Origin of the sequence: Flavobacterium sp. (assembly GCF_027484945.1) — a bacterium.
Lineage (GTDB): Bacteria > Bacteroidota > Bacteroidia > Flavobacteriales > Flavobacteriaceae > Flavobacterium.
Map to the genome: position 1 here is coordinate 1 of NZ_JAIXRZ010000070.1, position 12,917 is coordinate 12,917.

A 12,917-nucleotide genomic window follows, 5' to 3' on the forward strand; every position below is an offset into this window, starting at 1 on the left:
ACTTATTTACAACTAATTTGTAGCCCGTAGGGGAATCGAACCCCTCTTGCAAGAATGAAAATCTTGAGTCCTAACCGATAGACGAACGGGCCATTAAATTTGAGTGCATTTTGTAAAAACACCCACAGAACGTTATTTGTAGCCCGTAGGGGAATCGAACCCCTCTTGCAAGAATGAAAATCTTGAGTCCTAACCGATAGACGAACGGGCCTACTGCTCAAATGCGGATGCAAAAATACAACTATTTTTTATTCAAACAAGAGCGCATTTAAACTTTTTTTATTTTTTTAATAGGCCCTAGCAAACAGCACTCTACCGGTAGATTTGGCTCCGGTTAAGACACATTTTCCGTCCTCTTTTACTTGATCTAATGGAATACAACGAATGGTTGCTTTGGTCAAATCTTTAATTTTCTCTTCGGTTGCTGCGCTACCATCCCAATGGGCGGCTACAAAACCACCTTTGTTTTCTAAAACGTCTTTAAATTCTTCAAAATTTTCAACATTGGTAATGTGGGCATCACGGTAAGCAAACGCTTTATTATACATACTTTCTTGGATTTGCTGAAGTAAGTTTTGAATGTAACTTTCAATTCCATCATTTGCAACAACCGCCTTGGTAAGCGTATCACGACGCGCGATTTCAAAAGTGCCATTTTCCAAATCTTTTGGTCCAATAGCAACACGAACGGGTACACCTTTCAATTCCCACTCTGCAAACTTGAATCCCGGTTTTTGTGTTGTCCGATTATCAAATTTCACCGATATGCCTAATTTTCGTAATGCACTTGTCAATGCATTGGCCGATTGTGTAATTGCAGTCAATTCTTCATCACTCTTGTAAATTGGCACAATCACAACTTGAATTGGAGCTAAATTGGGTGGTATTACTAAACCATTATCGTCTGAATGAGTCATTACCAATGCCCCCATCAATCGGGTTGAAACCCCCCAAGAGGTACCCCATACATATTCTTGTTTTCCTTCATTGTTGGCAAACTTCACATCAAAAGCTTGTGCAAAATTTTGACCCAAAAAGTGTGACGTACCTGCTTGCAGTGCTTTCCCATCTTGCATTAAGGCTTCAATACAATAGGTTTCTTCGGCACCAGCAAAGCGTTCATTGGCTGTTTTTATACCTTTAATTACCGGAATTGCCATGAAATTTTCGACAAAATCTGCATAAACATTCATCATTTGTTCCGTTTCTTGAATTGCCTCCTCTCTTGTTGCATGGGCTGTGTGGCCCTCTTGCCATAAAAATTCGGCTGTACGTAAAAACAAACGCGTACGCATTTCCCAACGCACCACATTGGCCCATTGGTTAATTAACAAGGGTAAGTCACGGTAGGATTGAATCCAATTTTTATAGGTAGACCAAATTATCGCTTCACTGGTTGGACGAACAACCAACTCTTCTTCCAATTTGGCATTGGGATCGACAATTAACTTTCCTTTATTTTCCTCGTCATTCTTCAATCGATAGTGGGTCACAACCGCACACTCTTTGGCAAAACCTTCGGCATTTTTCTCTTCCGCTTCAAACATACTCTTCGGAACAAACAACGGGAAGTATGCATTACTATGTCCGGTTTCTTTAAACATTCGGTCTAATTCGGCTTGCATTTTTTCCCAAATCGCATAACCATAGGGCTTAATCACCATACAACCACGAACCCCGGAATTTTCGGCTAAATCTGCTTTAACCACTAACTCGTTATACCACTTGGAATAATCTTCCGCTCTTTTTGTTAAGTTCTTACTCATAATGAACAAATTGGCACAAATATTGTTTAATCAAATTTTAACTTTATAGTTCGGCAAAACTAACTATTTTTGTAATGACCAACAATAAAAATGCTATAGATATGAAAACAAATTCCCTTTCTAAAAATGTAAATTTCCGTTGGCTTTTTGTGGTCGCCATGGGAATACTGTTTACTTCTTGTGGAACCTATCAAAATTCATCCTACTACGATAATGATGGCATCTACGGAGACTCAAATACTTCACAACAGCAAAGTAGACCCAATGAATCTACCCAAAGTAGCTATTACCAAAACTATTTTAGCTCAATCAATCAAGAAAGTCAAGAACTATTTACCAATGTAGACAACTACAAGACACCCGTTGATTCTACGGTAACTTCAGATCAAAACCAACAAAGAGCAGCAAACAATTACAATGGTTGGGGAGCCAACAATACTGCTGATGTCACCGTTAATTATATCGGTGGTGGCTGGGGCTGGAATAACTGGGGATTCGACGGCTGGGGCTGGAATAATTGGTACGGTGGTGGCTGGGGTTGGAATAATTGGTACGGCGGTGGCTGGGGTTGGAACAATTGGTATGGTCCCGGATGGGGCTGGAATAATTGGTACGGCGGTGGCTGGGGCTGGAACAATTGGTATGGTCCTGGCTGGGGCTGGGGTGGTTATTATGGTAATCCTTATTTCTATGGATATGGTAATGGCTGGAACCATCATTACGCATACAATGGTGGGCGTCGAAATACGATTTACCGCAACACTATTACCCCAAATTCAGGGCGTAACTTTGTTGCTACCAACCGCAATGGAGGGCGTTCAAATCCTGATGTTCGACCAACCAACTTAAATGTTCGTCCCAATTCCAATGTCCGCACCAATACTGGAACACGAACTAATCCTTCAAATTCGACTAACGTCAATACAATTCGAAACAATTCAATTCAAAATAACACACCAACGCGAACAAATACCCCTACAAGAACAGATAGTCCTACCCGAAGCTACAGTCCGGCACCCTCACGTTCTTATAGCCCAAGTGGTGGAAGTTTTGGCGGTGGCGGTGGTGGTTTTGGCGGCGGCGGACGCGGTGGCGGTGGACGTCGATAAAAAGACTATAAACTCATTACAATTTACGTTATGAAAAAGATAATTACAGTTTGCCTTACTAGTTTAAGTTTGCTTACAGTAAAGGCACAGGATATTTCAGATGCTGTTCGCTATTCATTGGATGATCTAAACGGAACCGCACGATTTCGAGCTATGGGCGGTGCATTTGGCGCGGTGGGCGGCGACTTAAGTGCGCTCAATGCAAATCCAGCAGGATCGTTATTTTTTAAAAATAATTGTATCGGAGGTTCGCTATCCAACTTTAACACGGGTACTACGGCTAATTATTTTGACAGCTCAACTAAGGACAGGGATAACAAACTAGATATTAATCAATTGGGGATGGTTTTTGTTTTTAACGAAACCAGTCAAAAAACAAATTGGAAGAAATTTGCTTTCGGATTGAATTATGATATCTCACGAAATCTGGATAATGCTGTAACGTTTAATGGTACCAATCCTTTTAATTCGGTCGATCAATATTTTTTGAGTTATGCCAACGGTCGGTCGATAAATGAGGCGGTACCCTTTGGTACAATCACCAATTATTATTTTGACGAATTGTTTTTCAATGAACAACAAGCTTATCTTGGTTATAACGCCTACATAATTGACCCGTTTAATACAACTGCATCCAACACGGACTATTACACCAATGTCGCACCGGGTGGGAATTATTATCATTCCTATAGTTCTAATGCGACTGGATACAACAGTAAAGTGACTTTAAACTTGGCAACACAATACAAAGATTGGTTGATGCTGGGGATGAATTTAAATTTCCACTTCATAGATTACCGCCAGAACACAACATTCTTTGAATCCAATTCAAATCCAAAATACAGCGTCGGTTCAACGGTTGATCGCATTCGTTTTAATAATGAATTGTATACTTATGGTAACGGTTTTTCATTACAATTGGGCGGTATTGCAAAGGTGCATAAAAATACTCGTGTTGGATTTTCGTATGAATCACCCACATGGCTAAGATTAAGTGATGAATTGCGACAATATATAGTAACTTCAGGATTTGGGTTAAACGCTACTGCCGATAACACGCAATATGGTACCGTTCAAGTTGATCCACAAACAACTATGGCTTTTGCTCCATACCGTTTTCGAACACCACATAAACTTACCGCAAGTGGAGTATTGTTGTTTGGTAAACGGGGCTTAATTAGTGCCGATGTTTCTCGAAAATACTATAGTGGTGCACGTTTCCAACCGCGAAACGATTTCCGAGAAGAAAATGCCACGATTTCAAATTCATTACAAGGTGCTACCGAATTGCGTTTAGGGGCAGAATACAAGATTAAACAAATTAGCCTTCGTGGTGGATACCGCTGGGATGAAAGTCCGTTTAAAAACAAGTACACCGCTGGAAACTTAACTACATTTTCGGGTGGTTTGGGCTATAACTTTGGCAATTACAAGTTGGACGTATCTTACAGTCACGGTTTTCGCTATTATAATCAACAAATGTTTAATCGCGGACTTGTGGATTATGCGCGTACCAAAGCAATTTATGACAATGTTACCGTGAGTTTGATTTGGGAATTATAATCCAATCGTATACTACTAAAAGAAGTCATCTTAGTCAAAGATGGCTTTTTTTCTAGGAACCGTATTGGGACTAAAATAAATAGCCTAATTTTGCATTCCAATTTTTTTGAAATTCTATGAGAACCAAATCGGTAAAGCAAAACAAAATCAATGTAATCACACTGGGATGCTCTAAAAACACCTATGATAGCGAAGTCTTAATGGGACAGCTAAAAGCAAGTGGTAAAGCGGTTGTTCACGAACAAGAAGGAAATATTGTGGTGATCAACACCTGTGGGTTTATTGATAACGCCAAAGAAGAATCGGTGAACACAATCTTAGAATATGCAGATAAAAAAGAACGGGGCATTGTCGATAAGGTTTTTGTTACCGGATGCTTATCAGAACGCTACCGTCCAGACTTAGAGAAGGAAATCCCTAATGTGGATCAGTATTTTGGGACTACAGAACTCCCCTTACTACTCAAAGCGTTGGGTGCTGATTATAAGCATGAATTATTAGGTGAACGTTTGACCACTACCCCTAAAAACTATGCCTATTTAAAAATTGCTGAAGGTTGTGACCGCCCTTGCAGTTTTTGCGCTATTCCATTAATGCGGGGTAAACATGTTTCTCAACCTATAGAAAAATTAATTAAAGAAGCCGAAGGCTTAGCTCGAAATGGTGTCAAGGAATTAATTCTAATTGCTCAAGATCTTACCTATTATGGTTTGGATTTATACAAAAAAAGGAACTTGGCCGAACTGTTGGAAGCATTAGTAAAAGTAGAAGGGATTGAATGGATTCGTTTGCATTATGCATTTCCTACTGGATTTCCAATGGATGTATTGGATTTAATGAAAAAAGAGCCCAAAATCTGTAATTATATTGATATACCGCTACAGCACATTTCCGATTCAATTCTGAAATCAATGAAGCGAGGTACTACCTATGAAAAAACGACGCGCTTATTGCACGAATTTCGTGAACGGGTTCCAGGTATGGCAATTCGCACTACATTGATCGTAGGTTACCCTGGAGAAACCGAAGATGATTTCCAAATTTTGAAACAATGGGTGCAAGAAATGCGTTTTGATCGTTTGGGCTGTTTTACCTATTCTCACGAAGAAAATACGGGAGCCTATGCTTTGGAAGACAATGTGCCTGAATCAGTGAAAATACAACGTCAACAAGAAATTATGGATATTCAATCGCAAATCTCTTGGGACTTGAATCAAGAACGAATAGGGCAAATTTATAAATGTGTCATTGATCGAAAAGAAGGGAACTATTTTGTAGGTCGGACCGAATTTGATAGCCCCGATGTAGATAATGAAGTCTTAATCGATGCATCACAACATTATTTAAAAACCGGAGAATTTGTAACCCTAAAAATAACAGATGCTACCGAGTTTGATTTATATGGTGAACCCGTTTAATTTTTTTATAAATTTACTTTAAATACAAAACGTTATGAAGAAAGGTATATTTATTTTAGTGCTTTTTGTAGGCGTCACGAGCTGGGGACAATTTGGATTAGGCAATAACGGTGCCTTTGGTAATGGTACTAATAGAATGGGAGGTTATGGTCCGACCCAAATGGGAATGCCGAGTCAGCCTCGCGAACGTTCAGCCGAGGAATTGGAAGATGAGCGCATTAAAACCGTAGAAAAAAGTGTCGAAAAGCTTAAATCGGATTTAAAATTGGATGAACTTCAACTCGTCATTGTGCGCAAAGAGATGGATGCAAATTCAAAAAAAATCAATGCAATCTTAAAGAAAGAAATGAGTAACGACGATAAAAATACTGAAATTCAAGCCATTACAGAAACCATGGAGCGAAATATTTTGAACTTCTTAAATGATGAACAAAAAAAGAAATTCAAAGCCATGATTGAAGAGCGATACAAACAAATGGAAATGATGAAACAACGATAAAAAAACTCCTGATTTAAATCAGGAGTTTTTCGTTCTTAATCACCTTTATAATAAATACTTATGATTTTGCAATCACAGTTCCTTTAAAAGTCAATACTTTAGGTGTTTCCTCAGCGTTAGTTGTAACGGTGATTGTTTTTGTAAAAGCACCGGCCGCAGCTGCATTGTAAGTTGCTTTAACATAACCCATTTTACCAGGAGCTACAGCTTCTTTTGTATAATCTGCAGCTGTACAACCACATGCTGGCTTCACATTGGTAATTAATACTGATTTGTTACCCGTGTTTTTAAAAGAAAACTCAATAGTTTTAGGAGTTCCTTGTGGAATTTCGCCTACTTCAATAGTTTCTGATTTCCAAACTACAGTTGAAGCATTAGCAATCTTTTTCACCTGCTCTTTTACTACAGTAGCTGAAGTAAAGGAAACCAATCCAAACGCTACTATAGCTAATGTTAATTTTAATGTTTTCATTTCTTTTGTTTTGAATTTATAATTAAGTAAGTAATTCGTTTTCAATTATACAAACAAAGATATGCTGCAAATGCGACCCCTCTTGTTAACTGCTCTCAAATCTTTGTTAATGACTTGTTAACAGTCGTAAAATCATTACTTTTTACCTAATTTTGAGTGGAAAAACAACCGCTTTTGAAAACAAAAAACCTTAACAGTATCATTGTCCTCGGGATGGTCGCTACCCTTGGGATTTTGATCGCACAATTGCTTTGGACCAAACAAGCTTTTAGTCTCGAGGAAAAAAAGTTTACCCAAAAAGCACATATTGCTTTACTCGAAGTGGTAAAAAAACTATATGCTAATAAAGATATCGAACTTCCTTCTAATAATCCTATCGAAAAAGTAGCCAATGACTATTATATTGTAAATGTTGAAAATGATTTTCAACCCGATATTCTCGAGTATTATCTCAAAACGGAATTTGCCAAAATGAACATCACTACCGATTTTGAATATGCCATGTACAATTGTCAGAGCGATGAAATGGTCTATGGTAATTATGTTTCTTTTACCGACCGTAAACCGACCTCCCATTCGGTTTATTTCCCAAAACACAAAAATTTAGTCTATTATTTTGCCGTTCGGTTTCCTAATGAAACTTCCTACTTACTTCGTTCACTTCGCTTTTGGTTGCTACTTACAGGAGCATTAATGATTGTTTTATTGGTCTATGTATACTCCATTTACACCATTATTCAACAAAAGAAATACTCCGAATTGCAACGGGATTTCATCAATAATATGACCCACGAATTCAAAACGCCCTTATCCTCTATCCTATTGGCTTCTAGTTACCTCAACAAGCAAGAGGCCATTCGTGAAAACAAGAAACTTTTAGATTATACCGAAATTATTATCAACCAAAGTAAAAAACTGAACCACCATATTGAGAAAGTACTCAACATAGCCAGAAGTGATGAATCACCCTTGGCATTACAACCCGAAAAACTTCAATTACTTCCCTTAATTAATGAAGCCGCCGATTCGATACGTTTAAAAAATGACCAACTTACCGTATCGATTGAAGCCGAACGTGATTTTTGTATTGAGGCAGATCGTTTTCATTTTTCTAATGTAATTTATAATCTCATCGACAATTCAGTGAAATACTGCGAAGAAATCCCTAAAATCCTTGTTCAAGTGCGCGAAGATCGATGGGGGTTACGCCTGGATTTTGTCGATAATGGAATTGGGGTGGCACCAAAAAATTTAAATTTGATTTTTGATAAATTTTACCGTGTGACCGATCTAAAAAGTAATGAAGTCAACGGATTCGGATTGGGTCTTTTTTATGTTAAAAAAATATGCACCCAACATCATTGGAAAATTAGTGCGCAAAATAATAAAAACAAGGGGCTAACCATCACTATTCAAATACCAAAAAAAAGTTATGCATAAATACAAACTGTTGTATGCCGAAGATGATGAAACCATTGCGTTTCTAACGAAAGACCATTTGGATAATTACTATGAGGTACACCATTTTGCCGATGGTTCAAAAGCGTTAGATGCCTTTCTTAAAGAGGATTTCGATTTATGTATTCTTGATATTATGATGCCTAAAATGGATGGCTTTGCTTTGGCTGAAGCAATTCGGGCCAAAAACCAAGAAATACCCATCCTTTTTCTATCGGCTAAAACCTTAAAAGAAGATCGTATCCGCGGACTTAAAATTGGCGCGGATGATTATTTGATCAAACCCTTCAGCATTGAAGAATTAATGCTAAAAATCGAAGTGTTTTTAAAACGTTCTCATAAGAAAATCTTGGCTCCTTCGCCCTTTTACACAATTGGCAACTACCAATTTGACGCGGCCAATTACCGTGTATACAACCTCGAAGAAACCATTATTCTTACGCAACGTGAATCGGATTTATTAAAACTGTTCCTAGACCATAAAAATCAAGTTTTGAAACGGGAAGCGATTCTCAAAGCTTTATGGGGTGAAGACGATTATTTTATGGGACGGAGCCTCGATGTTTTTATTTCTCGTTTACGGAAAATATTTGCCGGACAAGAGGGGATTACTATTGAAAACTTACACGGTATCGGCTTTAAATTTAATTGTAAAGATGAGCAATAACCATAAGACTACTTAAAGTTTTGAATTATCTAATTAACGTATTGAAATAAAAAAACCTGCTAATATGCAGGTTTTCTTGTTTTATAATGGAATATTTCCGTGTTTACGGTTGGGTAGCGGAACTTCTTTATTTTCCAACATTGCAAATGCTTTAATCAATTTGCGTCGGGTATCGCGGGGTAAAATAACTTCATCTACAAAACCACGTTGTGCAGCGGTGTAAGGATTAGCAAACAAAGCCGCGTATTCGGCTTCTTTTTCGAGCAACTTCGCTGCAGGGTCAGCAGCTTCTCCAATTTCTTTCTTAAAAATTATTTCTGAAGCTCCCTTTGCACCCATCACAGCAATCTCGGCACTAGGCCATGCAAAGTTCATATCGGCGCCAATATGTTTGGAATTCATAACATCATAAGCACCCCCATAGGCTTTACGCGTAATAACAGTTACTTTGGGCACCGTTGCCTCACTTAACGCATACAATAATTTTGCTCCATGAACAATAATGCCATTCCACTCCTGATCGGTACCTGGTAAAAACCCAGGTACATCTTCTAAAACCAATAGAGGAATATTGAAACAATCGCAAAAACGAGTAAAACGTGCCGCTTTGATCGAACTCTTCACATCCAAACAACCGGCCAAATACATTGGGTTATTGGCAACAATACCAATACTTCGTCCCGCTAATCGGGCAAAGCCTACAATTATATTTTCGGCGTAGTCTTTATGAATTTCAAAAAACGTATCTGTATCGATAATCCCATGAATCACCTCGTGCATCGCATACGGTTTGTTGGCGTTATCAGGCACAATGGTGTCCAACTGCTCTCGCAATTCTTCACCTAAGGTATAGGGTAATTTTGGGGTTTTCTCTTTATGATTTTGTGGCATATAACTCAACAATCGTTTAATGTCTTCCAAACATTCAACCCCGTTGGGAGATGTTAGATGGGCCACACCCGATTTGGTCGAATGTGTGCTTGCTCCGCCCAATTCCTCAGAAGTAACTTCTTCATTGGTTACCGTTTTTACAACATTGGGCCCCGTAACAAACATATAACTGTTGTTTTCAACCATTATCGTAAAATCGGTAATTGCAGGAGAGTAAACCGCTCCACCAGCACAAGGTCCCATAATAGCCGAGATTTGTGGAATTACACCACTTGCTTGCACATTACGGTGAAAAATATCGGCATACCCTCCAAGAGAACGCACGCCCTCTTGAATACGCGCTCCACCCGAATCATTTAAACCAATCATCGGCGCTCCATTGCGTACGGCCAAATCCATAACTTTACAAATTTTCTCCGCATGAGTTTCTGAGAGCGACCCTCCAAACACTGTAAAATCTTGAGCAAAAATATAGACCAAACGCCCATTTATGGTTCCATATCCCGTTACAACGCCATCACCAAAATAAACTTCTTTATCCATACCAAACTCGGTCGTACGGTGGGTAACCAACATCCCTATTTCTTCAAACGACCCTTCGTCTAACAAATATTCCACGCGTTCACGCGCCGTAAGACGTTTCTTTTCGTGTTGTTTGGCAATTCGATTTGCGCCACCGCCCAATTTGGCCATAGCAATTTTATCATTCAATTGTTTTATTTTATCTTCCATAATCTCGAGTCTATGCGTTGGGTATACGTACGATTTTTTTATCGTTTAAATACTGTTGCAATGCCAAATAAGCAGCAATTTCGGCTTCGGTATCCTGTTGTGATTTCAGCTGTGCGGCATCGTAATATTTCTTCACAAAGCCTGTATCAAACTCACCCGAACGGAAAGCTTCATGCTGCATCACAAATTTTCCAAAGGGCAAGGTGGTTGCTACACCCTTCACCGTATAATTATCAATCGCTTCAATCATTTTTTCGATAGATTCCTCACGGGTTTTTCCATAGGTAACTAACTTTGCTAACATTGGGTCATAATAAATAGGTACGTCCATTCCTTCTGAGATACCATTATCTACGCGAATTCCATCACCTTCGGGTAAACGGTATACTTCTAATTTTCCTACGTTGGGTAAAAAATCATTTAACGGATCTTCAGCATAAACCCGTAACTCCATTGCATGTCCGTGAATTTGCAAATCTTCTTGTTTTACCGGTAGCACCTCACCCCGGGCCACTCGTATCTGCAATTCAACTAAATCCAAACCCGAGATTAATTCCGTCACCGGATGTTCGACTTGCAAACGTGTATTCATCTCGAGGAAATAAAAGTTAAGCTGCTCATCCATCAAAAACTCTACTGTTCCGGCACCAAGATAATCACATGCTTTGGCTACTTTAACAGCGGCCTCTCCCATTTCCTTTCGCTTTTCAGGGGTTAAAATCGCCGATGGAGCTTCTTCTACTACCTTTTGATGGCGGCGTTGAACCGAGCATTCCCGTTCAAAAATATACACCACATTACCGTGACTATCGGCCATGACTTGAATTTCGATATGACGGGGTTTGGAAACATATTTTTCGATAAAAACCGAACCATCGCCAAAAGCCGAAGTTGCTTCACTAATTGCACGTTCCATTTGCGCTTCAAAATCTTCCTCCCGCTCTACAACACGCATTCCTTTACCTCCACCTCCAGCAGAAGCTTTGATGAGAATTGGAAAACCCACGTATTGTGCAGTTTTTTTGGCTTCATCCACATCCACAATCGCATGATCAACACCTGGAACCATAGGGATATTATAGTGCATTACTGCTTCTTTTGCAGCCAACTTACTACCCATCATTTCAATTGCTTTCGGTTTGGGCCCAATAAATATTATTCCGTTTTGCTCACACAATTCGGAAAACGATGCATTTTCACTCAAAAAACCATACCCCGGATGTATCGCATCTACGCCTAAGGATTTGGCTACCGTTAAGATTGTATCCCCTTTTAAATACGATTGTGCAGAAGATGCGGGACCTATACAAACGGCTTCATCAGCAAATTGAACATGAAGGGCATTACGATCGGCCTCAGAAAAAACGGCAACCGTTTTTATCCCCATTTTTTTCGCTGTTTTCATAACACGGATCGCAATCTCTCCGCGGTTTGCAACTAATAGTTTGGTTATTTTTTTCATGACTCAAATTCGATTAAAAGTTGACCCTTATCCACCGCTTGTCCTTTGACTACAACGATCGATTTGATAATCCCATCGCGTGGAGAGAGAAAACTGTTTTCCATTTTCATCGCCTCTAAAATTAATAGCGGATCGTTTTCAGCAACATGTTGACCAACCGCCACATTAATTTCTAATATCAATCCGGGCATTGGTGCTTTAATCGCATTAACTACTTTGTTTCGGCCAATTGCAATTCCCATATTATTAATCAATTGATCTAAACCATCAGCAATTGCGACTTCATACGTCGTAGCATTGACCTCCACCGTGTACTTTTTAGCCACAAAATCGGTTGCTATAATTTTTGCTTTATATGGAATAGTATCCTTTAAAACATGATAGGAATGGTTTCCTGTAGCCACAGCATCCAGTTGTTGAAGATCACTTTCATTCAATTCAAAGGTTGCCCCAGAATTGACCGAAAGTTTATAAGACTTTTGCATACAATAGAAATTTTAGGATTGTAAATTTAGGTAATCGAAATCGATATACCCATGAAATAAAAGCAATTTATTTAGATTTTTTTAGCCATAAAAAAAGGCAAACGGAAAGGTTCGCCTTTAGATAAACCATATTTAAAATTATGATTTTTGTTCAAAAATAAAATCGAATGTTAATTTGGCGGTTTCAGCCAACGTCTTTTTGGCTAAGGCGGGAACCGATAATCCGTAATCTTTAAGTTTTACATTGAACATCCCTTCTACATACAATTTTCCGGCTTCATTTTTAACCGTTAGTTTTGTTTTCACTTTCTGGGTGATCCCATGAAGCATTAAATCACCTTCAACCTCATAACTACCTGATTTGGAGTCAAAATCTTTTATTTTCCCCTTAAAGG

Annotated in this window: 12 protein-coding genes and 2 tRNA genes; 6 read left to right on the forward strand and 8 right to left on the reverse strand. The window is 38.8% G+C overall.

Translation table 11 applies throughout. The features are described from left to right. Nucleotides 1-20: 20 nt before the first annotated feature. From Q0039_RS10020 to proS, 3 genes are all read right to left on the reverse strand, one after another. Nucleotides 21-92: transfer RNA gene (locus Q0039_RS10020), tRNA-Glu, on the reverse strand. Between the two features lie 47 nt (nt 93-139). After that, nucleotides 140-211 (reverse strand) — tRNA-Glu (locus tag Q0039_RS10025). 76 nt (nt 212-287) lie between these two features. Then, nucleotides 288-1,766 carry a proline--tRNA ligase gene (gene proS / locus Q0039_RS10030; RefSeq protein WP_297512310.1) on the reverse strand — a complete coding sequence of 493 codons (1,479 nt, stop codon included), beginning with the start codon at nt 1,764-1,766 and terminating at the stop codon, nt 288-290. Between the two features lie 101 nt (nt 1,767-1,867). Here proS and Q0039_RS10035 point away from each other — a divergent pair, with 101 nt between their 5' ends. From Q0039_RS10035 to Q0039_RS10050, 4 genes are all read left to right on the forward strand, one after another. Next, the gene (locus tag Q0039_RS10035) at nt 1,868-2,875 is read left to right on the forward strand and encodes a hypothetical protein (protein ID WP_297512312.1); all 1,008 of its coding nucleotides are present in this window, start codon (nt 1,868-1,870) and stop codon (nt 2,873-2,875) included. 30 nt (nt 2,876-2,905) lie between these two features. Beyond that, nucleotides 2,906-4,438, forward strand: coding sequence for a transporter (locus Q0039_RS10040; protein ID WP_297512315.1), 1,533 nt, complete (start codon nt 2,906-2,908; stop codon nt 4,436-4,438). Between the two features lie 116 nt (nt 4,439-4,554). Next, nucleotides 4,555-5,856, forward strand: a complete 1,302-nt coding sequence (gene rimO / locus Q0039_RS10045; protein WP_297512318.1) for a 30S ribosomal protein S12 methylthiotransferase RimO — start codon at nt 4,555-4,557, stop codon at nt 5,854-5,856. A 34-nt stretch (nt 5,857-5,890) separates the two neighbouring features. Then, nucleotides 5,891-6,355 (forward strand): hypothetical protein, encoded by a 465-nt coding sequence (locus tag Q0039_RS10050; RefSeq protein WP_297512321.1) that lies wholly within the window; start codon nt 5,891-5,893, stop codon nt 6,353-6,355. Nucleotides 6,356-6,413: 58 nt separating this feature from the next. On the opposite strand, the gene Q0039_RS10055 is transcribed toward Q0039_RS10050, so the two are convergent. After that, entirely contained in the window at nt 6,414-6,827 is a 414-nt protein-coding gene (locus Q0039_RS10055; RefSeq protein WP_297512324.1) for a DUF1573 domain-containing protein, read from the reverse strand. 174 nt (nt 6,828-7,001) lie between these two features. On the opposite strand from Q0039_RS10055, the gene Q0039_RS10060 reads away from it, so the two are divergent. Continuing rightward, complete coding sequence (locus Q0039_RS10060) at nt 7,002-8,267, forward strand: HAMP domain-containing sensor histidine kinase (protein ID WP_297512327.1); 1,266 nt, start codon at nt 7,002-7,004, stop codon at nt 8,265-8,267. Continuing rightward, the gene (locus tag Q0039_RS10065) at nt 8,260-8,952 is read left to right on the forward strand and encodes a response regulator transcription factor (RefSeq protein ID WP_297512331.1); all 693 of its coding nucleotides are present in this window, start codon (nt 8,260-8,262) and stop codon (nt 8,950-8,952) included. The genes Q0039_RS10060 and Q0039_RS10065 overlap by 8 nt, the downstream gene beginning before the upstream one ends. Before the next feature lie 81 nt (nt 8,953-9,033). Here Q0039_RS10065 and Q0039_RS10070 read toward each other — a convergent pair whose 3' ends face one another. From Q0039_RS10070 to Q0039_RS10085, 4 genes are all read right to left on the reverse strand, one after another. Then, on the reverse strand, nt 9,034-10,575 hold the full coding sequence (locus Q0039_RS10070) for an acyl-CoA carboxylase subunit beta (protein ID WP_297512333.1): 1,542 nt from the start codon (nt 10,573-10,575) through the stop codon (nt 9,034-9,036). Nucleotides 10,576-10,585: 10 nt separating this feature from the next. Further along, nucleotides 10,586-12,028, reverse strand: coding sequence for an acetyl-CoA carboxylase biotin carboxylase subunit (accC, locus tag Q0039_RS10075; protein WP_297512339.1), 1,443 nt, complete (start codon nt 12,026-12,028; stop codon nt 10,586-10,588). Between the two features lie 5 nt (nt 12,029-12,033). Further along, the gene (locus Q0039_RS10080; RefSeq protein ID WP_297512335.1) at nt 12,034-12,522 is read right to left on the reverse strand and encodes an acetyl-CoA carboxylase biotin carboxyl carrier protein subunit; all 489 of its coding nucleotides are present in this window, start codon (nt 12,520-12,522) and stop codon (nt 12,034-12,036) included. A 138-nt stretch (nt 12,523-12,660) separates the two neighbouring features. After that, nucleotides 12,661-12,917, reverse strand: a 257-nt coding sequence (locus Q0039_RS10085) for a YceI family protein (RefSeq protein WP_297512337.1), incomplete at its 5' end; no start/stop codon positions are given.